Below are 22602 nucleotides of genomic sequence, written 5' to 3' on the forward strand. Positions count from 1 at the left end.
GAGTCGCCACTATCCAGTCGATACTCGCTGAAGTGACTGCCGGTGGTGTCGACGCTCTCCCCGGTAGCCTCGATACTCTCGGGATCCGCGGCGTCGGCCTGCTGACGTTCGTTGGTATCGGAGTGTCGCACCGCCGGAGGGCGGCGAGGTGCTGTGAACGGTCCGCGACCCCTCTGAGGCCTACTGTTCGAGTGTCCGGACCGACGCCGCCGTGACGACCTGCTCGGTGAGCGCCCCGAGCGTCGTCTGGAGTTCGTAATCGGGAGCCTCCAGCGAGACGGCCGACTCGGTGGTGACACCGCCGAAGTGGACGGTCATGGTGTAGGACCCATCCGGTTGTACGGGTGCCGCTTCCAGCGGTTCCGCGCGCTCGTCTGTCTGCAGCCAGAGCATGACCATCTCCCCGGCGTATTCGGGGTCGGTCTGCCCGCGAATCTGGAACTCCTGCTTCGCGGAGGCGCCGGTAACTGGGTACCCACGGTCTGTCCACTCGTAGAAGCCCTCGTCGATGACGTACACCCTGGTGTACCCCGCCTTCTGCAGTTCCGCTGCCCGCATCGACGACAGGTGGTGCGGACAGCCACAGTAGGTCACGATGCGCGCGTCCTTCGCCCAGTCACCGACGGGCGACCCGTCGATGGCTGTCTGGACCGGGCTACTCACTGCGCCCGTGATGTGTGCCTCGTCGTACTGTTCTTTCCCACGTGCGTCTGCGAACTTCGCCTCGTCGTTCTGGTACCACTGGTACGTCTCGTCGACCGGGACCAGCGCGATCTGCTCGCCGTCGACCGATATCGTCTCGTAGCCTTCGGGCGACGTGCCGCGACTCGTCTGGTCTTCGCCACCGGTGATCCTCCCGAGACAACCCGCCAGCGCTGTCGTCGAGAGCCCGACACCGGAGAGGAACGCCCGTCGTTTCATATGACAGAAGCTATGGCGTGAGTCGAAATAGGGATGTTGGTAACGGAATAACCCCTTCGTTTCGACTGGAGACCCGGAGGCGACGATAGGTCTCGAGTCGAGTCGAAACGTGTCGCGAGAAGTAGTTCCACCAGGATTCGAACCTGGGTCGTTGCCCCCAGAAGGCAACAGGATTGGCCACTACCCCATGGAACTGTGTCGTCGTCCGGGACACGCACGTCCCGAATCCATCATACAGTATTGCACTGGGATATTTGAGTGTTGCGAAACGGTAAGACGGTGGCACGACGTCACGCGGGTCGTCCGAGTCACACGGGGTACCCCGTCGACTCAGGCGACTCGGCCCCGTTCCAGAAGTTCTCGAATCCGCCGGAGTTCGGCGAGCACCTCGCCGGAGTCCGACCCGGTCTCGGCCGGGGTCGGAGCGACCTCGGGGACGCTCGCGCCCTCGGTCGCCTCGGGAGCACGGCCACGGACCGCATCGAGGACCTGTTCTTTGATGTCCTCGAAGTCGCTGACGCCGTCGATGGTGAGTTCTGCACCGGTCTGGCCGCCGAACCCAGCCGTGTGAATTCGGACCGTGCCGGCGTCGACGACCCGCTGGACCGGTCCCTGGACGGAGTCGACGTTGGTGATGCGGTTGTAGGGGACCGTCGTCTTTTGCTGGAAGAAGACACCACGGCGGTACTCGAGTTCGTCAGCGGTGAGGCGGTAGTCGGCACTTCGGTAGAAGGCCGGAATCCACCAGGTGACGAAGGCGACGGGAACGAGCACGGCGGCGGCGCCGACGGCCAGGACCCACAACTCCGGCTCGAAGAGGACGCCGGTGAGGGCGAGTACGCCGACGATAGCCAGGACGATGGCGAGGACGATGGCTTCCAGAGCGAAGTAGTACACTGTGAGCTTCTCCGGTTTGAACCACTGATTCTGGGGTCTCATGCTAGAACGAACGCGCACTGAACGTATCTACACGTGAGACGATTCTCGGCCGAAGAGAACCACGTTCCGTCTCTCGTCCGTGGCACCGCAGGCGTCGATACAGAGATGTCGTGGATGGAGAAGGTTGCAGGGGCTGCCGAGTCGAACGATATCAGTCCTGTCACGGTCACCGACCAGTCGTGGCCGGGGGAGTCTGCTGGATTCACCCCCAACCTATCAGGTGTCCTATGGGCTCGCCGCGAGGACGACGTGTTCCCTGCCGATTCGTCGCCGTTCGACGCGGTCGAACCGGGTCAGGTGGGGCCGGAGGTCCAGGTCGCAGTGGTGGACGAGCAGGAGGCGGCCGCCAGGTGCGAGCACGGTGTGAGCGCCGGCGAAGAGGTCGCGGAGGACCTCATCGCCCGCGTGGGTCGGGGGGTTGCACAGGACGCGGTCGAAGGTCTGGTCGACGACCCCCTGGTGGCAGTCGGCCGTGACGACCGTCGCATCGACCCCCGAGGCCGCCAGGCTTCGCTCGGCACAGGCTGTCGCCACCGCGTCGTCGTCTGTGAGATAGACCTCGCAGTCGGCGGCGAGGCCACCGTAGGTCCCGACGGGGCCGTAGCCACAGCAGAGGTCGAGGACGCGCTGGCCGTCACGAACGGTCGCGGTCTCGGTGAGGAGTCGTGTCCCGTGGTCGACCGACGAGGCCGAGAACAGCCCCGGACGAGTCACGAACGAACAGTCGACGCCGTCGAGGGTCGCGTCGAAGCGACTGGGCGTGGCGTACGTCGGACGGTCGAGGGTCGACGGACGGGTCGCCCGGAGGAGCTCGTACTCCCCATCGCGCCCGATTCTCTCGACCTCACCGGTCACCTCGCGGAGGCAGTCAGCGTACCGTGAGAGGCCGGTGCGGGTCGCGGCGGCGAGGTAGCACGAGCCACCGGGCCGGAGCATGGCGAGTCCAGCGGCGAGGCGGCGTTTCCCCATCGCGATGGCAGTGTACGGCTTCGGGGCGTAGGCGACGGTGTCGAAGCGGTCGGCGAGACTGGCCGGGTCGGCGAGGCAGTCGACCGTCGCGTCGACCCCGTTCTCTCGGCAGTTCCGCCGGCAGAGGGCGGCCGCGCGGGCACTCGATTCGGTCGCCTGGACGGTGTCGGCACGGGCGGCGAGGACGACGGCGGTGACGCCGTAGTTCGCCTGGAGACAGCAGAGGTCCCCGAGGTCAGTGTTCCAGAGGTGTTCGAGGAGGAGCAGTTCGGCCTCCCGGAAGGCATCGGCCGAGTGGACCCCGGCAGCGGTCCGGAAGCGGTACCGGTCCGGTCCGTCGGCGACCTGCGCCTCCAGCGTGAGTTCGTCGGCAGGGTGCCTCATCGATGGCGTCCCCACTGTGGTCGGTTCGTGGTCTGTGGGCGGTGCTCTCGGTCGGACGTCGAGCGAGTCGACGGTGTGTGCGGCATTGACGTGGGTTCTGGGGCTGCTGGCGGTCTGAGAACGAGACGACCCACGCGCTGCGCTAGCGGTGTACAGAGAGCGAGAGAAACGGCTCACGCGCACCGCAGCGCAGGCGTGAACCAGGTGCCGAAAGCGTGACTGCCCGGCGCGTCACGACCGATAGCGAATCCGGTCGTGGCCCCGAACGGCCCACAGTCGGCGAGCCGGCCGAACCACGTCGTCCCAGGCTACGGGCGTGACGCCGAGTCCGACCTCGAGCTCGTGTTCAATCTGGCCTGTACTATCCACTGGGCCGACAAAACTGTACTGTTCGACGGGGACGGACCGTCGCCAGTTCGGGGTCGCTACCGCACGGCGTTACTCGCCGGGGCTCGAACTCGAATCGCCGCAGAAGGAGTGACATCTCGCGGCCGTCACGGTCGGTGGTCCCTGCCACGCAGTTCCGCTTCCAGTTCGTCGACGCGCCTCTCGAGTTCTTCGACCTTCCCCGCGCGGTTGCGGAGCAGGTAGACCGCCGCGCCGACGATAGCGACCGGGATGGCGAACACGAGGAGGATGACGAGTATCTCCGGGGCACCGAGTGCTTGTAACGGTATCATTACAGGTGAAGAGACGGGCCGTCCCGGCATCAATACTGCCGTATTTCTTATAATTAGAGAACGCCACGTTGGGCACCCACGGTACCTTGGCCGACGAACCAACTGGGCCGACCCCGAACCGGTGCCCGTATGCTTCAATCAGAGTTCGAGGTGTGCACCGACTGTGGCAACCTGCACATGGAAGGCGGGCCGGCCCCGAGACACGTCGACGAGTGTGCGGCCTGTGGTGGCACCGTCACGGACGTCGAACTCGACGACCTGGTCGGACTGTAACGCCCCAGCAGCACCGTCGCGACGTCGGACCCCGCCCGGTGCACCCACAGATGTTTGTTTCTGGATACGAAACGGGTGGGTATGGTCCACTGTCCCGCCTGCGAGACCACCCTCGCTGACGCGTCGGACGTCGAGTTCATCGAGACTGATGCAGTCACCGGCTTCTTCAAGGCCTCCAAGCGGTTCTACGTCGCGAGTTGTGCTAGCTGTGGTGAGACGCTCGGCAGTGGCGTCGCCGGTGCGAAAGCCGGCGGCGGTGCCACGTGAGAACAAGACATTTATCGAACCAGTCAAAACACAGACTCATGGCACACTGCCCCGAATGCGACGCGACGCTCTCCGAGAAGACCGACGTGGAGTTCGTCGAGATGGACGCGACCACTGGCTTCTTCGCGGCTTCCAAGCGATTCTACCTCGTCGCGTGCAACCACTGCGGTGCCGCCATCGGGAGCGGCGTCGCCGGTGCGAAGGCTTGAACGACTTCCCACGCTCGTCTCACGGACGACGTAGACAGGAACATCGTCACGTCCGACCTCGGCATCGCGCTGGCGACCGGCAGGACCGGCGTCACGCTGGCTGAGACGGTCGGGTCTGCAGTGGAGTACGCCTGGGTCGGCGCCGTCGTCACCGTGCTGGCCGGGGTACTCGCTATCGGCTCGGACCGGAGTCGCACCGGGATGTGGGCGCTCGTGGGCGTCGGCACGGCTGGCATCCTGACCCTCCTCTGGGGCCGGGGTACCGGGACGGTTCCGACCGAAGCCGTTCCTGCTGTCATGGTCGGTCTCGACCATCGCCACCTCGGCGGCGTCGATGACCCGGACGAACAGTGAATCCGGTCGGAGCTGGAACAGCGCCTCGTCCGCGATGGCGTCGAGTACCTGGAGGGTCGAGTCGAGGACGGTCGCGTCTATCGTGGCCTGGAAGCGGGTGACCTGACTGGCTTCGCCCATGTCGAGAGAGGCATCCGCCGACCGTGTAAACCCGAGCCACGGTCGGGGTGAAAGTGAAAGTGGAAATGAAAGTGGAACGCTCCAGAACTGTCGCCGAGTCGCAGCCTCGCTCCTGAATCTCCCCCATCCCGATGCCGTCTCCCCTCGTGCTGGCGGGTGTGCCCCCCGACACGCCGCGCCAAAGTGCCCTCTGGCCCGCTACCGAATCGGTTCGACAGCAGGCCTCACTCGACGTCCGGTGTCGACAGCGTGTCGGCGAGACCGGTTTCGAAGATCGTCGCTCGCAGGTCGGCCACCAGGTCGTCCGAGTGCCCGTCGTGGTTCATGACGACCTGACGTTCGGTGATGGTGGTCTCGCCGGTGAGTTCGACGAACAACGCTGCTACCGGGTCTGTGATATTGCCTGCAGTCATGGCTTCTCCCCCGGTTCTCTATTCTCATCAACGAGATATAAAGATTTGTGTCCTTACACCTACGGGGTGAATCGATGGGGCAGGATGGAGAAAAGTGACTATAGAGGCCGCCTGAGAGCCATATACCCCATCAGAGACGCGAGGTCGTTTTTCATCAACCATATAATAAGTACGGAGACAGGTACCTGCCAGCACAGCCAGTTCGACCGGTCAGAACCGTCCGTACAGCGAGTACGCGATGGCCACGAGTCCGGCGAGTTCGGACAGGTTCGTCACCGTCACCACGAGCGACCCGGGGAGCGACGTGAACGTCGAGAGGGCGACAGAGAGCACGGCCGGGACCGCAGTCAGGAGGACGATACCGATGGCGAGGAAGAGCATCGGGCCGCTGTCGTTGCGCCGGTAGCCCTGGTAGGCCTTCCGGGCGATGAACAGCCCGAGCAGCGTCGAGAGCAAGAAGGTCGCGAGAACGACCGCGACCTGTAGTTCCGAGCCGGTCTCGGACGCCTGTAACGGGACGACCCCGAGCGAGGCGAGGGAGACGGCGCTCATCGTAACCCCTCGTACAGGCGGGTAAAGCGGTCCGCGACCGCTTCTTCTTCGCGGGCCACGTCGACGGTCAGGTCACCGTCGGCGAAGGAGACGGTGACGTGGTCGACGGTCGACCGGTAGACCGCGTAGTGGTGGCCGTCCTCGGCGTACTGCATGTCTTCGGCGAGCAGCCCACAGTTCTGCAGTCGCTCGACCCGGCGGTACACCGTCGGCGGAGACATCTCGCACGTTTCGGCAAGTTCGGTGGCAGACATCGGTTCTGTACTCGTGGCCGTGAGGATGGCGCGAGCGTACTCGTCGTCGAGCAGGGCGAGCAGTTCCGCCTCGTCGCACTCCTCACTCACAGTGGAAGGCGTTGCGCAGCGGACATATAAAGAGGTCCCGAGTTTCCGGGCCGGAAAGTCGCCTCGCTGGTTTATGCTCCCACCACAACAACGATGTGTTGATGAACCAAACTGAATCCCGCTCCATGACCGACCCCGCCTCCCTCCTCTGGACGCTCGTCGGCGTCCCGTTCCGACTCCAGACGTACAAGAACCTCCTGTACCTGGCGCTGGCGTTCCCGCTGGGCATGTTCTACTTCGTGACGCTGGTCACGGCCGGGTCTCTCGGGGCGGGCACCATCGTCCTGGTGGTCGGTGTGCCGATTCTCCTCCTGACGCTCGTCCTCGGGACCGCGTTCATGCGCATCGAGACGGAGAGCGCCAGACACCTGCTCGGGTTCGACGTGCCCGTCCGGTCCGGCCAGGCCAGTCTCGAAGACGGCGTCCTCGACTACGCGAAAGACCTCGTCACGGACTACGGCACCTACGTCAGCCTCGTGGTCTCGTTCGCGAAGTTCTGGGTCGGTCTCGGCTCGTTCGTCGCGCTCGTCGTCTGGACCGTCGTCTCGGCCGTCTTCATCGCCGCGCCGTTCTACTACGACCGGCCGGGCGTGTCCCTCAGCTTCGGCAACGAGGGCACCGTCACGCTGGTGCCCGCCCTCCAGTTCACCGAGGACTTCTGGACCATCACCCTCACCCGTCCCATCGAGTTCGCCACCGGCGAGGTCACCACGCTCCAGGGCGCACTGGTCGTCTCCGCCATCGGCGTCGTCCTCCTGTTCCTCGGGTTCCACCTGCTCAACGCCGCCGCGTGGATTCTCGGGTACGCGACGAAGCTCCTCGGCCCGCACGCCCGTGTCGTCGGCCAGGGCTGACCCCGTCGAACTCCCAGAAACCCTTACCGATATAGTTATGATTCCAACAGTTGTGAGAGTGATATGAACACCATCGAATCCATCGTTCTCGGCGTCCACATCTTCGCCGGCTTCGTCGCACTCGTCACCGGGGCCGGGGCAATCGTCACCGAGAAAGGCGGTCGTCGCCACCGCCGACTCGGCCGGACCTACGTGTACGGGATGGCCGTCGTCTCGACGACGGCACTCGGGCTGCTCGCCATCGAGCAGTCCGTCGGCCGCATCTTCCTCGGCCTCGTCGCCATCTTCAGCTTCTACTTCGCGTACTCGGGCTACCGGGTGCTGTCGCGAAAGCGCCCTGCCGACCGGGCCGAGACCGAAGACTGGGTCGCGGTGGCTCTGTTCGGACTCGCGGGCATCGGCCTCGTCACCATGGGTGGCTGGTTCTACCTCGAGGGCGAAGCGTTCGCCATCGTCATGTTCGTCTTCGGTGCCATCGCGACCGTCGTCGCCGGGCAGGACGTCCAGCGGTTCCGGTCGGAGACCGCCGAACCCCGCGAGTGGTTCTTCGAGCACCTCCAGCGCATGGGTGGGGCCTACATCGCGACCGTGACCGCCTTCGGTACGGTCAACTTCACGTTCCTGCCGACCATCGCACGCTGGCTGGCCCCGACGCTCGTCGGTGGCATCGCCATCTGGTACACAGCCCGGCAGTACAGACAGCAGTTCGGCACCGAGCGCCCCGCCAGCACGGACTGAGTCCAGTCACCAGTCGTCGATGCAGACGCCGGAAGATAGCCCTACCGTGCATACATCGACACCTTCTTACCCCGAATGTGTGCACACTCGTGTATGTACATCGGACGATTCATCGTCGTCGGTCCGGACGTCAGCGCGTATCGAGTCTCTTCCCGCTCGTTCCCGAACCGGCAGGTCACCGAGCGCGGCGAGGACACCCTCACCGTCGGCCCGACCGAAGACGCTCCAGAGACGGACAACCCGTACATCGCCTACAACTGTGTGCGTGTCACCGACAACGGGGCTGTACTGGGCAACGGCTCACACGTCGACCCCGCCGCCGAGAAACTCGCCATGGGCTACCCCGCCCGCGACGCCCTGGCGCAGTCCCTGCTGGCGCTCGACTACGAGAAGGACGACTACAACACGCCCCGCATCGCCGGCATCATGACAGACGACGGTGAGGCGTACATCGGCATCGTCCGCAAGGACGCCCTCGTCGTCGAACAGGTCGAAGAGCCGACGCTGGTCGCGACCTACGAGGAGGACGCCCCGACCGCGTACACGCTCGATTCGGTGACGGCCGCCGAGGCCGCCGCCGAAGTGTACGACGCAGACTACGAGCACGCGGTGTGTGCGGCCGGTGTTTCGCGAGACGGCGACGACTTCGAGCTGGCCGTCGAGAACGGCGAGTAACTCACTCCTCGCGACGTTTCTCGCAGAACTCACTCGCCCGGTCGTGACCCCGACGCTCCAGTTCTTCCAGGAAATCGGGAGACCGGTCGAGTTTCGAGGACGCGTAGAACTGCTCGTCGATAGCGATGCGGTGGATCTCCGTCCTCTGGAAGTCGGTCTCGGGGAGATGGCCCTCGTCTATCCAGTCGTTCACCTTCTCGACGAAGTGCAGCTGCTCGTTCAGGGAGATGTTCCCCGAGAGCTCGTTACGCCGGTCGTATATCTCGCGCAGGCTCTTCGGTTCGTCGTCGATGTGCTGGGGGTTTATCTGGATGATCCACAGCTCTTCGGGCTTGCGCTCGGCCGGTAATCGGAACAGGTCGCGGATGGGTGGGTTGTGAGAGAACAGCCCGTCCCAGTGGGCGTGCCCGTGTATCTCGACTGCCGGGTAGAGGTCCGGAATCGCCGCCGAGGCGAGGATAGCCAGTGCGTCCACGTGGTCGTCACAGAAGGTCTCGAACTCGCCGGCGGTGACGTCGACGGTTCCGACCGCGAGTCGCGGGGCGTCGCCGGTCGCGAGGTCGTGAAACCGGTCGAAGTCGATGTGACGTTCGAGCAGGCGCTGGAACTGACGTTGCGCCGACCTCGCCATCGGGTTCTGGTACGGGCTAACCCGAACCGTCGGGAAGCCGCTGGACTCGACGGTCGAGTTCCACACCACCCAGTCGTTGACAAGCCGGTCGGTCGGGGAGTCCGCGGTGAGGTCTTCCCAGATGTCGTCGAGCAGTTGCTGTGGGGTGTGCTCCTCCGAACGCAGGCCGTACCACGCCGCCGCAGCACAGACCGCCCCGCCGGAGGTACCCGAGAGGCCGACGATGTCGTACTCGTCCTCGCACTCGGTGAGCAGGCGCTTGAGCGCCCCCGCGGTGAAGGCGGTGTGGCTCCCCCCGCCCTGACAGGCGATGGCGACGCGGGTCCCCATCAGTACGTGGTGAGGTGCCCGCCGTCCCAGGTGAGGTCGCCGCCGTCGAGGTGGCGGCCGTGCTTCGAGAACCCGAGGACGAACAGGTTTGCGACCTCGACTGGTTCCATCATCTCCTTCACTCTCGCGTCGCCGAGCATCACGTCCTCGACGACCTCGCGCTCTGTGATGCCACGCTCTTTCGCAGTGTCTGGAATCTGGTTCGTGACGAGCGGGGTCTTTACGTACCCCGTCGAGATGGTAAAGGCCCGCAGGGTGCCCTCACCCTCTGCCGCGATGGACTGCGTGAGCCCCCGCAGGCCGAACTTCGAGGTGATGTAGCCCGCCTTGTCCTGGGTGGCGATGTGGCCGTGAATCGAGGCCATGTTCCCGATTGCGCCGACCCCGTCGTCGGTGTCGCGGATGTGGGGCATGACGAGCTTCGAGAGGTAGAAGGGTGCCCGGAGCATCACGTCGTGCATCAGGTCGTACTTCTCCATCGGGAACTCGGGGAGCGGGTCGATGTGCTGGAGTCCGGCGATGTTCGCCAGGTAGCGTACCTCGCCGTACTCTGCCGACTCCGCGACGATTCGCTCGATGTCGTCGTCCTCGGTGAGGTCCCCCACGACCGTCTCGACCGTTCCCTCGACCTCGCATCGCTCGGCCGCCGCGACGGTCCCTTCCAGGCCATCCTCGTCCATGTCCGTGGCGACTGCGGTGAGGCCGTTGGCCGCGAGCGCGACCGCCGTCGCCCGCCCGATACCCGACCCACCACCCGTCACGATAGCGACGGAATCCGTCGTGAAGTGGTCGTCGTCGACTGTCAGTACGTCCTCGCGAGTCAACTCCGCCGGTTGGATGGAATCGTCCGCCATCGTCCGAACGCGCGTGCCGAGTTACCAAGAAACTAGGTCCGGACTGCACGTGAGAACTATACCGCTGGAACAACTGTCACGTACCATGAAGTTCGGCGTCATCTCGGACGTACACGCCAACAAGGTCGCCCTCGAGGCGGTGCTCACAGACATGCCACCGGTCGACGGCCTGCTCTGTGCCGGCGACGTGGTCGGCTACGGACCCTGGCCAGCCGAGTGCGTCGACGCCCTGATGGAACGCGACGTGCCGACCGTCATGGGCAACCACGACCGGGCGGTCGCCCGCGACACCGGCTTCCGGTTCAACGAGATGGCACAGGCCGGGGTGCGCTACAGCCGCGAGCACCTCGAGGACCACCACATCGAGTGGCTCGGCCACCTGCCCGACGAGCGCCGCGAGTGCGACGGCTACGTGAAACTCGTCCACGGCCACCCCGACGACCCCGACCACTACACCCGCCCGCACGAGTTCGCCCCGAACCTCCTGCGCGGCGAAGCCGTCCTCATCATGGGCCACACCCACGTCCAGCACACCGCCGAGTTCGCCGAGGGCATCGTGATGAACCCCGGCAGCGTCGGCCAGCCCCGCGACGGCGACCCCCGGGCGGCCTACTCGGTGCTCGACATGGATTCCGGGACGGTCGACGAGCGTCGAGTGGAATACGACATCGAGCGGGTCCAGGACGCGATTCGCGAGGTCGGGCTGCCCGAACGGCTGGCGACTCGGCTGGAGCGGGGCGAGTAGCGAGCGGAGACGGGTTTTCTCGGGACTGACGTACCCGTCGACATAGACACCGGCTCAGCTGGTCCAGACACGACCACCGAGTTGGACGAAAAAACGACCGAATCCCGACGGGAAATCAGCTCACGCCATCGGTTCGAGTTCCGCCGTGAAGTGCCGAATCTCCTTCATCTCGGGCTCCTTCGTGATTTCGAGCCCGTCGACCTCCTCGCGGTGTTCCCACACCTCTTTCGCGGTCTCGACGATGTGCTCGATGTGCTCCTTGTGGTAGGTCCGGCGCGGGACGGCCATGCGGACCAGTTCGGGCCGGTCGCTGCCGGGGAACGCGAAACTACCCAGTTCGACACAGCGGACGCCACCCTCGCGGTAGAGTTCGCAGACGAGTGCCTGCCCGGGGAACTCCTCGGCCGGGATGTGCGGGAAGAACTCGCCCGCGTCGAGGTAGACCGCGTGGCCGCCGATGGGCTGGAACACCGGAAGCCCTTCTTCGGCCATGAGCTGGCCGAGGTACTGGACCTGCCCGACGCGGTCCGAGATGTAGGCCTCCTCGACTGCCTCGCGGAGACCGACCGCGAGCGCCTCGATGTCGCGGCCGGACATCCCGCCGTAGGTGGCGAAGCCCTCGTAGAGGATGCCGCGCTGTTTCACCTGCTCGTACAGCGTCTCGTCGTGACAGCCGACGAAACCGCCGATGTTCGAGAGGCCGTCCTTCTTGCCGGACATGACCGCGGCGTCGGCGTAGGAAAGCTGCTCGCGGGCGACCTCGGCGACCGACGAGTCGCGGAACTCGGCCTCGCGCTGGGTGACGAAGTAGGCGTTCTCCGCGAACCGGCAGGCGTCGACGACGAACGTCGCGCCGATCTCGTCACAGAACTCGCGGACCTCGCGGGTGTTCTCGACCGAGACCGGCTGGCCCGCCGCGGAGTTGTTCGTGATGGTCAGGACCACAGCAGGGACGTTCTCCGCACCGACCTCCTCGACGACCGCGCGCCCCTCCTCGACGGAGAAGTTGCCCTTGAAGTCACCCTCGGCGTCGAGGTCGCGGGCCGCCGGGACCGGGCAGTCGACGGGGTCTGCGCCCTGGTTGGCGATGTGGGCGCGGGTCGTGTCGAAGTGCGTGTTGTTGAGGACCACGTCCCCCTCCTCGACCAGCGCGCCGTAGAGGATGTTCTCCGCGCCGCGGCCCTGGTGGGCCGGGACGACGTACGGGAAGCCCATCACGTCCTCGACGGCCGATTCGAGGTTGTGGAAACTGCGTGCCCCGGCGTAGGACTCGTCGCCGCGGATGAGGGCGGCCCACTGCTGGTCGGACATCGTGCCCGTGCCAGAGTCGGTGAGCAGGTCGATGAACACCGATTCCGAGTCGAGGTTGAACACGTTGTAGCCTGCCGCTTCCAGGTTGGCCTCGCGCTCCTCCCGGGCGGGGAGGTGGATGCGCTCGACCATCTTCGATTTGTACGCTGTCATTGAGGCAGTATTGGAGCGAAAATGTGAAAGTCCTAATTGGCGCTGTCTGGCCCCGAGACGACAGAATCCCCGAGGGATGTACGAAGTTGGGCAGGTGAGAACAGGAGTCGACACCGGCAGGGTTGAAAAGCACGATTTCGAGGACGACCGGCAGGACTCGAGGACGCTCAGTCGACCAGTTTCGGCGGTGCGACCGGCTCGATACCGCGCTCGTCGAGGAACGATTCGAGGAACGCGGCACGCTCACCGATCTCGTCCGGGCGGTGGGAGTCCGTCCCGACGGTGACGGCCACGTCGTACTCGCGAAGCGCCTCCAGAAATTCCGGGTCGGGATGGACGAACCCGGGGTCGCCGAGAGCGCGCCCGGCGTTGATTTCCGGGACGGTCCGCGACTCGGCGAACGCCCGTGTCGCGCGCTCGTACTGTTCGAGCGTGGCACGCCCGCGGAGCGCCTCCGTGCGCTCGATGAGGTCGGGATGGGCCGCGATGTCGAACAACTCCGACTCGGCCAGCGAAACCAGCGCGTCGAAGTAGTCGTCGACGAAGGCGTCGAGTTCGTCCTCGGTGAGGTCCGCGAACTGCGGCGGCGACTGGACGTTGTACTCGCCGACCGAATGGACGCTCCCGATGACGTAGTCGAAGTCCGCCTCGTCGAGGAAGGCTCGAATCTCGGCTTCGTCGCGCGGGTCGTAGTCCATCTCGACCGCGTCGTACACCGGGATGTCCGACTTCTCGCGCACCTTCTCGATGCCAAAGCGCCGACGCTCGTACGTCACATCGAGGTTGAACCCGTACGCCGCACGGAATATCTGGGGGTCCTCACGCGCCGAGACGTTGCAGTGGTCCGCAAAGCCGATGCCCTCGAGTCCGGCTTTCTGGGCCGCGTAGACCATCTGCGTGAGGAACCGGCCGTCGGAGTAGGTCGAATGGACGTGGAAATCGTGCACGACTGGACCGACGGGTCGGGGTCGGTTTTAGATTATGGTCCCCTGTGAACCCTTCACAGGTCACGGGAGAACGAGAGAGATTCGACGGTTCGGGTCAGTACAGGTTCTGGAGAATCTCCAGCGTCTGCTCGCGGTCCGCCCAGGTGACGAAGATAGCGACGCTGGTCGCGCTCGTGATGATGTCGTGGACGTTGATGCCCGCGTCGGCGAGCGGGTTGACGATGCCGGCGATGACGCCGGGCTGGTTCGGGAGTTCACCGCCCGTGATACGGACGACGGCGATGTCGTCCTCGACCGTCACCGAAGAGAGTTTCTCGTCTTCGACGACCTCACGGTGGAGGATGTTCTCGGAGCGCTCGGCCTCCTTCTCGTCGACGTAGAAGGTGATGGAGTCCATGCCGCTGGCGACCGCGTCGATGTTGATGTCGGACTCGGCGAGTGCCTCGGAGAGGCGGTGGAACACACCGGACTGGTTGCGGATGGCCCGGCCCGCGATGGTGAGACACGCGAGTGGCTCCTCCAGCATGTCGACGAGGTGTTTGAACTGGCCGGTAATCTGGGTGCCCCCGGAGAGCAAGTCGCCGTGCTGGTAGTGGACGACCCGGACGTCGAGGTCGTCGTCCTTGTAGGAGAGTGCAGAGGGTGCGACGACCTCGGCACCGCGGAACGAGAGGTTACGGAGTTCGTCGACCGAAATCTGGCCGACGTTGCGGGCCCCTTCGACGACGTGGGGGTCACCGGTCATGACGCCCTCGACGTCGGTGACGATGACGACCTCGTCGGCGTCCATGTACTTCCCGAGCATGACGGCCGTGGTGTCGGAGCCGCCGCGACCCAGCGTCGTGATGTGCCCGTCCATGGTCTCGGCGAGGAACCCCGTGATGACCGGGACGACGCCGTCGAGCTGTTCGGCGATCTTCGCGGCCCGCTTTTTGGTCTCCTCGACGTTGACCTCCCCGTTCTCGTTGGCGACGACCGGCCAGTCCGGGTGTCCGGGTTCCAGGAAGACAGCGTCGATGCCGCGGGCGGTCAGGGCGGCTTTGAGCATCCGGACCGACGTCCGTTCACCCATGCTGACGATTTCGGCGCGGTCGGACTCGTCGGCCTCGAACGTAATTTCGTCGAGCAGGTCGTCGGTGGTGTTGCCCATCGCGCTGGCGACGACCGCTATCTCGTGTCCCTCGCGGACGGCGGCGGCGACGGAGTCGGCAGCGCGGTTGATGCGGTCACCGCTGCCGAGACTCGTCCCACCGAACTTGGCGACTACTCGCATACGTTCACCTCGTCGGTACGTACGTCACTCATACTCCAACATTTCCCCGTCGCAGGCATAACTATGTCCCTCCGGGGAAAAACCTGCCGCGGTGTCGTCGACCGACACCGCACCAGGGCCTGCAGGTGTGAGTGCTCGACGTCCGGACGGTCGAGGACTGGCCTTCGGGTTTTATACCCTGTCGGACACAATTTACCACCGATGCACGTACGGGACGCGGTGGAGGCCGATGCACCCGCACTGGCCGCCATCGCCGATGCACCGACGGACGTGATGCGCAACCTCGTCCACGACCGGACCGTCCGGGTCGCCGAAGCCGAGGGAACCGAACTCAACGACCCGAACGCCGACGTCGAGGAATCCGAGACGCCGGAACTGCTCGGGTTCGTGAGCTTCGACGCCGCGACAGACACGGTCCACATCACCCAGCTCGGCGGCACCGAAGCCGCTTGCGAGCGACTGCTCGAAGAGCCGCTACGGTTCGCCCGGACGGAAGGGATGACCGTCGAACTGCTCGTCACCGACCCGGACGAACCAGCGGCCGTCGCGGCCGAACAGGCCGGCTTCGAACGCAACGGGACCGGACCACGGTTCGAGCACAAGCAGACCTTGCGGTATCGGTTCGGGATGGACGACTGAGACGAACCCGCGCAGACCGGCCCTCGGTGTGCGGGTCGTCAGGAGTTCACGAGAACTTTCTGACGGTCACGTCGAGCGTGTCGAGGTCGACGATGGGGGCGAACCCGGCGTCGGGGTCGATGTTCACCGACTTCTGGAAGTCCGTCTGTTCCTGCCAGCAGCCAGAGTTGATAGCGAGGACGTTGTGGTACTTCCCGAAGCCGAGTTTGTGGACGTGGCCGGTGTGGAAGATGTCCGGCACGTCCTCGATGACGAGGTAGTCCTTCTCCTCGGGGGCGAGGCGGGTGTGACCCCCGTACTGTGGGGCGACGTGGCGCTTCTTCAGCAACTGGTACATCGCCTTGTGCGGGTCGTCGTAGCTCGCCTTGTCGCCGGGGAGTTCCGCGATGACCTCGTCCAGCGAGACGCCGTGGTACATAAGCACCGAGACGCCCTCGATGGTCACGGTGGACGGGTTGCCCGTAATGCGGGCGTCGTGGGCCGACATGATGCTCCGGAGTTCGTCGTCGAAGCCGGGCTGGGGTTCGGCGAGCCGAACCGCGTCGTGGTTGCCCGGAATCATGACGATGGAGAGGTCGCCGGGCACCTGTTTGAGCTTCTCGTTGAACGTCTCGTACTGCTCGTAGATGTCGACCACGTCGAGTTCCTCGTCCTGGTTCGGGTAGACCCCGACGCCTTCGACCATGTCGCCCGCGATGAGGAGGTACTCGACGTGTTCGGCTTCTTCGGTGTACAGCCAGTCGCAGAAGGCGTCCCACTCGTCGTGCATGAACTCCTGGCTGCCGACGTGGACGTCCGAGATGAGTGCAGCCTGGACGTGCCGGTCGGCGTAGTTCGGTTCGTACGTCCGGGGGACGTCCGGGAAGTGCATCGCGTCGACGAACACGATGCCCGCGTCGTCCGAGAGCGTCCCCTCGATGGCGATAACCTCGTCACAGAGGAGTTCGTCGACGAGTTCTGCGATGTCCCGGTCTTTCATCACGAGACAGGGGAAGGTCCCTTTCGTGTCCTCCAGTTCGACGAGCCAGTGACCCGACGCTGTCGAGCGGATGTCGTTCACCATCCCGATGATGGCCACCTCGCTACCGGGTGCCATCGACTCGATGGTGGTGGTTGGTCGGTGGTTGACTCGCCCGCGGAGTTTGCTGGAGAGTTTGTCGTAGCGGTCGCGAAACACCTTCACGAAGTCCTTGTACTCGCCGGTCCCGGTGCTCTGGCCGGTGATGTCACCTGCGATGTCGAGTGACCGCTTCGAGTCGTCACCGGCGCGGGTGAACGACCCCCCCGTTTCGACTGGAGCAGCAGCCTCCGACCCGGGCGAAGGGGGGTCTTCTCCACCTGAAACGGAGGGGTCAGCGGCGGCAGCCGAGGCTGGTGTATCGCTGCTGTCGGGCGCACCGGTCACCGTACTGTTCACCTCGCCGTTTCGAACTGTCCGGACGTCGTCGGCGGTGATGACGATGGTATCCTCGCCAGCCGCGTCGACGACTGCGCGGAGGGTTCCGGTCGGGTCGTCTGCCGTCGCGATGAGCGTCACGGCCTCGCGTTCGGCGTTGTAGCCGCGGCTCGCGAGTTCGCCGACGATACGTGCGGACCCCTCCAGTGGCACATCACACTCGAACTAGCCGGGCAGGCAAAAGGGTGCCGAAAATCACGACCAATCGAGTGCCGGCGGTGGCGAGATTCCCAACAGAAGGTTGATTGGCTGGCGGTGACAACCGACGACCAGATGACCGGACCCGGCAGCGCCGACGACCCTGACGACGCGGGCCCCGACGGTCGCGACGGCGACCCGGACAGTTCCAGCGAGTCGCAGGGTTCGACAGACGAGTGGGAGTGGGTCAGTGACGACTCGACCGAAGACGGCAGCGCGAGTGACGTGACCGGCGACGACGCCGCAGCCGGGAGCAATTCCGCAGCCGACAGCAACTCCGCACCCGGGAACAACTCCACACCCGGGAGCAATCCCGAATCCGGAGACAGCGACCGCGACAGTGGTTCAGGTTCGGCTCCGGGCGAGGAACGAATCGTCGACCCGGACGCCGGTTCGAACGCACCGCCGCCGCAGTCCGGTGGACGCCAGGAAGACGACGAATCTGAGGAGTTCGACGGGCCCCTCGACTGGTTCCTCCACACGAACAACCCTGGAATCCAGACCATCCGCGACATCGGCAGCAGCGTCCTGACCGTCGCCCTCATCGGTCTCGTCCTGTTCGCCGTCAGCGGCGTCTGGCCCCCGCTCGTCGCCGTCGAGAGCGGGAGCATGGAACCCCACATGCACAAGAACGACCTGGTGTTCATCGTCGACGAACACCGCTACGCCCCAGGTGGTGCCATCGACGGCACCGGCGTGGTGACTCACCAGCAGGCCATGCGAAACGAGGGGTACTGGAGCTTCGGTGACTACGGAAACGTCATCGTCTACCAGCCCTACGGGAGCGACCGGCGAACACCCATCATCCACCGCGCCATGTTCTACGTCGAAGACGGCGAGAACTGGTACGACAGGGCGAACAAGAGCTACCTCGACGGCGCGGACTCCTGTGGCGAAATCGCGAACAACGCCTGTCCGGCCCCCTACGCCGGGTTCATCACGAAAGGAGACAATCAGGTTACGAACGACCACTACGACCAGATTGGCGGTCAGTCCAACATCGTCCGGCCCGAGTGGATACAGGGGAAAGCCAAAGTGAGAATTCCCTTCCTCGGCTGGGTCCGCCTGCAGTTCGCTCAACTCGCGAGCGTGACCGCCAGTTCCGCACCGGCGACCCTTGCCGGACTTCGACTGCAACTCGGTCTGTTCGCGGCCGGGCTGGGGACCGTCGTTTCACGTCGACGCGGCTGGCTGTAGATAGGGAAAGCGAGTTGTTCGATTTCTTTTCCAGGCTGGAACCGCAGCCGATTCGCTGACAGGCGTGCGTTCGTGAGCGTGCCGAACGAAGGTGAGGCCGCGAACTGCTGTCGCGCGAGTGGACTGCTGGCTCACCTCGCCACCGTCGGTTCGAGTCGAAACACGGCCACCAGAAGAGCTGAACGTCGACTAGTTGTTGAATCGCGCCTGCACGAACGGCTGGATGTTCTCGATGTCACCCAGCCGCGAGTCGCTCATGAGCACGGCCTCGGTCTCGTCGATGGGGACCGAGAGACTGATCTCCTTGGTGCGGCCGTACCGGCCCTTCGAGACGACGACCGCGTTTACGATACCGAGCATGTCCAGTTCGGAGATGAGGTCGGTGACGCGACGCTGGGTGAGCACGTCGGCGTCGATCTCCTCGCAGAGTCGCTTGTAGATGTTGAACACCTCGCCCGTGTTGATGTTGTGGACGCCGTTTTTCTCCAGCAGGATGATAGCGAAGAGGACGAGTTTGCTCTGCGTGGGCAGGGTCCGCACCACCTCGACCACGCGGTCGAGTTCGATCTTGTCCTGCGCCTGCCGGACGTGTTCCTCGTCGACGACCTCGGACTGCGAGCGCTCCGCGAGTTCGCCCGCCGTCCGGAGCAGGTCGAGCGCACGGCGAGCGTCGCCGTGTTCCTGTGCGGCGAAGGCGGCACACAGCGGGATGACGTCACCCGTCAGGGCACCCTCTTTGAACGCGACGTCGGAGCGGTGCTGGAGGATGTCACGGAGCTGGTTGGCGTCGTAGGGCGGGAAGACGATCTCTTCCTCGCCAAGGCTGGACTTGACGCGGGGGTCGAGGAAGTCGGTGAATTTCAGGTCGTTCGAGATACCCATGATGCTCACGCGGGAGTTCTCCAGTTCGGAGTTCATCCGCGAGAGGTTGTACAGGGTGTCGTCGCCCGACTTCTCGACGAGTTTGTCGATCTCGTCGAGCATGATGACGACCACGCGCTCCTCGTAGTCGACCGCGTCGAAGAACACGCTGTAGACGCGGTCGGTCGGCCACCCGGTCATCGGGACGCTCTCGAACTCCTCCTGGTCCTCTCGGAGCGTCTCGATTCGGTCACGGACGTCAGCCCGTGACGCGAATTCGGTCCCGGACAGGGGGTGTGCCCGGTCGGAGGCGGTGTTCGATTTACCCGCCCGACCCGACGACTCGCCTGCCCGACCCGACGACTCGCCTGCCCGACCCGACGACTCGTACTCGTCGACTACCTCCAGCAGGCCTTCGAGGTCGTCGATGCGCCGGTCAATGATAGCCTCGTTCTCGTCGATGAACTTGTTCGCGAGTTGGGCCAGCACGCGGTACTGCGTGTCCGTCACCTCACAGTTGATGTACTCGACGGAACACGGGACCTCGTACTTCTTCGAAGTGCTCTCGAGTTCGTTCGAGACGAACTTCGCGCTCGCGGTCTTCCCAGTTCCGGTCTTCCCGTAGATGAGGATGTTCGAGGGGGTCTCGCCCCTGAGCGCAGCGACGAGGATAGTCGCCATCTTGTTGATCTGTTCTTTCCGGTGGGGCAGCTCGTGTGGCGTGTACGACGGACGGAGGACCTCTTTGTTCTCGAATATCGGCTCGCCACTGAGGAGGTCGTCGAACAACCCCTGTGACTCCTCCTCTTCGTCTTCGTCGAGGACCACGTCGTCGAGGTCGACACTGAAGTCTCGTGATGTCTCTATCTTCCCGGGTCGACCCCGGTCTGGCCCGTCACTGCCCGCGTCGTCGTTATCAGTCATCTGTTTGGTTCACCCCTCCATTTCAGCTGGAGATTGTCTTCGGTTCGCGCGAGAGAGGACGTGACACCGCAAATCAGCAGGTCCACAGTGTAGAACGCGATGTCGAACCGTCCAGTTGATGCAAACGAACCAGAGGAACAGGAGGGTAATAATAGTTGTCCTTCAGCGACCAGTTCGACGGTCGTTCCACTCGAAGAAAACGGGTGTTGAATGGGCGACTGCGACGCTTCGGCGAGGAGAGGGCCTGAGACCGAACCGTCGCATTACGGTGTCCGGGCGGGCCGCCGTTGGTTTCGAGTCGAACCGGGACCGGTCGACCCAGCAAGCGAGACGCTACCGGTTCGTGTTCGTGAGGTGGTGTGAATCAGCGGACAACCCCCATCCCCGGACGGACTCGAAAGCGTCCCGTCGCGAACCCGGTTCCTTCGCGAACTCAGTTTTCACGGCTCGTTCGTCGGCCCGAGCCACTGTGGACTAGAAGTGAAGGGGTTCGGTAGGTAGGAACTAACGGAGCCACCCCCCACGTTTCCGGTCGAACAGCTCCTGCACCCTTCCGGGTGATGGCTGCCTGCAACCCTACCAGTTGGCAGGTACCTCGAGGAGTGTCTCTCGAGAAGCTGTATTCTAGTTACAGCGCGTACGTATGGGCGTGAGGACGTCTGTAAAAGACGTGAGGACGTCCGAAAAAGGAGGAATCCGTAATTGGGGAACCAGAGTAAAGAGGACGAATCGAGACAGACGACGTGTCTTCAGGGTCTGAATACCGACTCCCCCTCTCGTCCACGATCTGGCCACCGTCTCTCTGATTCTCGGGTCGTACTCCCCCTCGGTTCGCCTGGTCTCACGCACCGTCGTGGGAGCGAACTCCCGCACAGTGACCGTTCTTCTCGATGACCGGTCCTCGAGTGGTTCTTCTAACGAGCTGAACCCGTTCGCCCGCACCGTGCTGGTCTGGTACTGGTCTGGTGCTCGTCTAACGAACTCTCAGGTATCAGATGGTCGAGAGAGCACCGGACCGACAACTGGATTCGATCTCGATTGGACCGGAAGCGAAGGGGTGCTAGCACGTGTCTAGGAACCCCCCCACCCCTTCGTTTCGGGTGGAACGCTGTGAAGGAGGGTGGGGGGTCGAGAGGGATTACTAGACCCGGAATGCTTAAGACGTTACTCTATAAACAATATCCGCACTGCCGCTTTAATCAAAATAGTACTAGGTCTAGTTATAATTGATACTAGAGTTTGGTCTAATCGTGTTCCCTAGCTAGAACAAAACCACCACTCAGCCGCCCCCGCCCTACCCCTCGCGACCGTTTCCACCTGAAACGAAGGGGTGGGGGGCTCCACATCGACTATCGGTAGCATCGTTCATGCTATTCACTCGCACGACATAGACTGTCACGACACGACATGACGCGATACAACCCGACTCGATGTCTCGCTCTCGCTCTCGTTTTCGTCATGATGATTTCGCCTGTCTGACCAGTGGCTCCTCGAGTCACCACCCTGGTCCAGCCACTGCAGCGTCATCCTCGTGTCCCTATCATTGCGGCTTCACCACCGGGGGTTTCATCTTCCCGGCGTCGGCGCTGTGTCTCTGGGTTTTCGCCACAGATTGCCCGTATAAAAGTCACCTTGATTATATGTCTGACGTAGGCTTAAGTGAGTCGAGTCCGCTACTATGGGCAGACGCACGTGAATCGTGGTTTTACAGGCCCGTCGCGTGTGGGAGGATAGAACAGGATGGGACTCATCTCAGGACTGAAAGACAGCCTCACTCGCGTACGAGAGAGTCTGTTTGGAGAGGAGGAGCAGCAAAAGCGAATCGGCATCTACGGACCGCCGAACGCTGGAAAGACGACACTGGCGAACCGAATCGCTCGCGACTGGACGGGTGACGCCGTCGGACCGGAGAGCCACGTTCCACACGAAACGCGGCGTGCTCGCCGCAAGGAGAACGTCGAAATCGAACGAAACGGGAGCTCCGTCAACATCGACATCGTCGACACACCAGGTGTGACGACCAAGGTCGACTACGAGGAGTTCATGGAGTTCGACGACTTCAACAAGGACGAGGCCGTCCGTCGTTCCCGCGAGGCCACCGAGGGTGTCGCGGAAGCGATGCACTGGCTCCGCGAGGACGTCGACGGGGTCATCTACGTGCTCGACAGCACGGAAGACCCCTTCACGCAGGTGAACACGATGCTCATCGGCATCATCGAATCACGCGACCTGCCGGTGCTCATCTTCGCCAACAAGATCGACCTCGACGAGTCGAGTACGAAGCGCATCGAAGACGCGTTCCCACAGCACGAAACCGTCCCGTTGTCGGCACTCGAAGGCGAGAACATGGACGAGGTCTACGACAAGATTGCGGACTACTTCGGGTGAACA

25 protein-coding genes and 1 tRNA gene are annotated in these 22602 nt (G+C 64.1%); 11 read left to right on the top strand and 15 right to left on the bottom strand.

Annotation, left to right across the window (positions count from 1 at the left end):
• Positions 1-180: 180 nt before the first annotated feature.
• The 5 genes from ACSC1R_RS04890 to ACSC1R_RS04910 form a co-directional block, all read right to left on the bottom strand.
• Complete coding sequence (locus ACSC1R_RS04890; RefSeq protein ID WP_439027956.1) at positions 181-921, bottom strand: rhodanese-like domain-containing protein; 741 nt, start codon at positions 919-921, stop codon at positions 181-183.
• Positions 922-1043: 122 nt separating this feature from the next.
• A tRNA-Gln gene (locus tag ACSC1R_RS04895) sits at positions 1044-1116 on the bottom strand.
• A 135-nt stretch (positions 1117-1251) separates the two neighbouring features.
• Positions 1252-1860 (bottom strand): PH domain-containing protein, encoded by a 609-nt coding sequence (locus ACSC1R_RS04900; protein ID WP_439027957.1) that lies wholly within the window; start codon positions 1858-1860, stop codon positions 1252-1254.
• A gap of 225 nt (positions 1861-2085) precedes the next feature.
• On the bottom strand, positions 2086-3213 hold the full coding sequence (locus ACSC1R_RS04905) for a methyltransferase (RefSeq protein ID WP_439027958.1): 1128 nt from the start codon (positions 3211-3213) through the stop codon (positions 2086-2088).
• 494 nt (positions 3214-3707) lie between these two features.
• The gene (locus ACSC1R_RS04910) at positions 3708-3893 is read right to left on the bottom strand and encodes a hypothetical protein (RefSeq protein ID WP_439027959.1); all 186 of its coding nucleotides are present in this window, start codon (positions 3891-3893) and stop codon (positions 3708-3710) included.
• A 129-nt stretch (positions 3894-4022) separates the two neighbouring features.
• On the opposite strand from ACSC1R_RS04910, the gene ACSC1R_RS04915 reads away from it, so the two are divergent.
• The 4 genes from ACSC1R_RS04915 (at position 4023) to ACSC1R_RS04930 (ending at position 4996) form a co-directional block, all read left to right on the top strand.
• Positions 4023-4166, top strand: coding sequence for a hypothetical protein (locus tag ACSC1R_RS04915; protein WP_439027960.1), 144 nt, complete (start codon positions 4023-4025; stop codon positions 4164-4166).
• 81 nt (positions 4167-4247) lie between these two features.
• A complete protein-coding gene (locus tag ACSC1R_RS04920; protein WP_439027961.1) occupies positions 4248-4433 on the top strand; it encodes a hypothetical protein in 186 nt (61 codons plus the stop codon).
• 38 nt (positions 4434-4471) lie between these two features.
• Positions 4472-4642 (top strand): hypothetical protein, encoded by a 171-nt coding sequence (locus ACSC1R_RS04925; protein ID WP_439027962.1) that lies wholly within the window; start codon positions 4472-4474, stop codon positions 4640-4642.
• Between the two features lie 120 nt (positions 4643-4762).
• On the top strand, positions 4763-4996 hold the full coding sequence (locus ACSC1R_RS04930; protein WP_439027963.1) for a hypothetical protein: 234 nt from the start codon (positions 4763-4765) through the stop codon (positions 4994-4996).
• Positions 4997-5340: 344 nt separating this feature from the next.
• Here the strand turns inward: ACSC1R_RS04930 and ACSC1R_RS04935 are convergent, their stop codons facing one another.
• The 3 genes from ACSC1R_RS04935 to ACSC1R_RS04945 all read right to left on the bottom strand — a co-directional run bounded on the left by ACSC1R_RS04935 (position 5341) and on the right by ACSC1R_RS04945 (position 6425).
• Positions 5341-5529, bottom strand: a complete 189-nt coding sequence (locus tag ACSC1R_RS04935) for a hypothetical protein (protein WP_439027964.1) — start codon at positions 5527-5529, stop codon at positions 5341-5343.
• Positions 5530-5739: 210 nt separating this feature from the next.
• Positions 5740-6081, bottom strand: coding sequence for a DUF7521 family protein (locus ACSC1R_RS04940; RefSeq protein WP_439027965.1), 342 nt, complete (start codon positions 6079-6081; stop codon positions 5740-5742).
• Positions 6078-6425: a helix-turn-helix domain-containing protein gene (locus tag ACSC1R_RS04945; RefSeq protein WP_439027966.1), complete on the bottom strand. Its 348-nt coding sequence runs from the start codon at positions 6423-6425 to the stop codon at positions 6078-6080. Before ACSC1R_RS04945 ends, ACSC1R_RS04940 begins: the two co-directional genes overlap by 4 nt.
• A 101-nt stretch (positions 6426-6526) precedes the next feature.
• Between ACSC1R_RS04945 and ACSC1R_RS04950 the strand changes: the two genes are divergently transcribed.
• The 3 genes from ACSC1R_RS04950 (at position 6527) to ACSC1R_RS04960 (ending at position 8692) form a co-directional block, all read left to right on the top strand.
• On the top strand, positions 6527-7279 hold the full coding sequence (locus tag ACSC1R_RS04950) for a sensor domain-containing protein (RefSeq protein ID WP_439027967.1): 753 nt from the start codon (positions 6527-6529) through the stop codon (positions 7277-7279).
• Positions 7280-7342: 63 nt separating this feature from the next.
• Positions 7343-8017 (top strand): hypothetical protein, encoded by a 675-nt coding sequence (locus ACSC1R_RS04955; RefSeq protein ID WP_439027968.1) that lies wholly within the window; start codon positions 7343-7345, stop codon positions 8015-8017.
• 93 nt (positions 8018-8110) lie between these two features.
• Complete coding sequence (locus ACSC1R_RS04960; protein WP_439027969.1) at positions 8111-8692, top strand: IMP cyclohydrolase; 582 nt, start codon at positions 8111-8113, stop codon at positions 8690-8692.
• Between the two features lies 1 nt (position 8693).
• On the opposite strand, the gene ACSC1R_RS04965 is transcribed toward ACSC1R_RS04960, so the two are convergent.
• Together ACSC1R_RS04965 and ACSC1R_RS04970 are read right to left on the bottom strand one after the other, a co-directional pair.
• Positions 8694-9653 (bottom strand): patatin-like phospholipase family protein, encoded by a 960-nt coding sequence (locus tag ACSC1R_RS04965; RefSeq protein ID WP_439027970.1) that lies wholly within the window; start codon positions 9651-9653, stop codon positions 8694-8696.
• Entirely contained in the window at positions 9653-10507 is an 855-nt protein-coding gene (locus ACSC1R_RS04970) for an SDR family NAD(P)-dependent oxidoreductase (RefSeq protein ID WP_439027971.1), read from the bottom strand. Before ACSC1R_RS04970 ends, ACSC1R_RS04965 begins: the two co-directional genes overlap by 1 nt.
• Positions 10508-10592: 85 nt before the next feature.
• On the opposite strand from ACSC1R_RS04970, the gene ACSC1R_RS04975 reads away from it, so the two are divergent.
• Entirely contained in the window at positions 10593-11252 is a 660-nt protein-coding gene (locus ACSC1R_RS04975) for a metallophosphoesterase family protein (RefSeq protein ID WP_439027972.1), read from the top strand.
• Between the two features lie 120 nt (positions 11253-11372).
• On the opposite strand, the gene ACSC1R_RS04980 is transcribed toward ACSC1R_RS04975, so the two are convergent.
• The 3 genes from ACSC1R_RS04980 to ACSC1R_RS04990 form a co-directional block, all read right to left on the bottom strand.
• Positions 11373-12716, bottom strand: coding sequence for a tryptophanase (locus tag ACSC1R_RS04980; protein ID WP_439027973.1), 1344 nt, complete (start codon positions 12714-12716; stop codon positions 11373-11375).
• Between the two features lie 167 nt (positions 12717-12883).
• The gene (locus ACSC1R_RS04985) at positions 12884-13663 is read right to left on the bottom strand and encodes a PHP domain-containing protein (RefSeq protein ID WP_439027974.1); all 780 of its coding nucleotides are present in this window, start codon (positions 13661-13663) and stop codon (positions 12884-12886) included.
• A gap of 94 nt (positions 13664-13757) precedes the next feature.
• Positions 13758-14936: an aspartate kinase gene (locus tag ACSC1R_RS04990; protein WP_439027975.1), complete on the bottom strand. Its 1179-nt coding sequence runs from the start codon at positions 14934-14936 to the stop codon at positions 13758-13760.
• 201 nt (positions 14937-15137) lie between these two features.
• On the opposite strand from ACSC1R_RS04990, the gene ACSC1R_RS04995 reads away from it, so the two are divergent.
• On the top strand, positions 15138-15575 hold the full coding sequence (locus ACSC1R_RS04995; RefSeq protein WP_439027976.1) for a hypothetical protein: 438 nt from the start codon (positions 15138-15140) through the stop codon (positions 15573-15575).
• Between the two features lie 46 nt (positions 15576-15621).
• Here ACSC1R_RS04995 and ACSC1R_RS05000 read toward each other — a convergent pair whose 3' ends face one another.
• Entirely contained in the window at positions 15622-17184 is a 1563-nt protein-coding gene (locus ACSC1R_RS05000; protein WP_439027977.1) for a DNA-directed DNA polymerase II small subunit, read from the bottom strand.
• A gap of 102 nt (positions 17185-17286) precedes the next feature.
• On the opposite strand from ACSC1R_RS05000, the gene ACSC1R_RS05005 reads away from it, so the two are divergent.
• Complete coding sequence (locus ACSC1R_RS05005; RefSeq protein WP_439027978.1) at positions 17287-18426, top strand: S26 family signal peptidase; 1140 nt, start codon at positions 17287-17289, stop codon at positions 18424-18426.
• Between the two features lie 189 nt (positions 18427-18615).
• On the opposite strand, the gene ACSC1R_RS05010 is transcribed toward ACSC1R_RS05005, so the two are convergent.
• On the bottom strand, positions 18616-20211 hold the full coding sequence (locus ACSC1R_RS05010; protein WP_439027979.1) for an AAA family ATPase: 1596 nt from the start codon (positions 20209-20211) through the stop codon (positions 18616-18618).
• 1740 nt (positions 20212-21951) lie between these two features.
• On the opposite strand from ACSC1R_RS05010, the gene ACSC1R_RS05015 reads away from it, so the two are divergent.
• On the top strand, positions 21952-22599 hold the full coding sequence (locus tag ACSC1R_RS05015) for an Era-like GTP-binding protein (RefSeq protein ID WP_439027980.1): 648 nt from the start codon (positions 21952-21954) through the stop codon (positions 22597-22599).
• Positions 22600-22602 lie beyond the last annotated feature (3 nt).

This window comes from Haloarchaeobius ordinarius, from assembly GCF_051801355.1.
Lineage (GTDB): Archaea > Halobacteriota > Halobacteria > Halobacteriales > Natrialbaceae > Haloarchaeobius.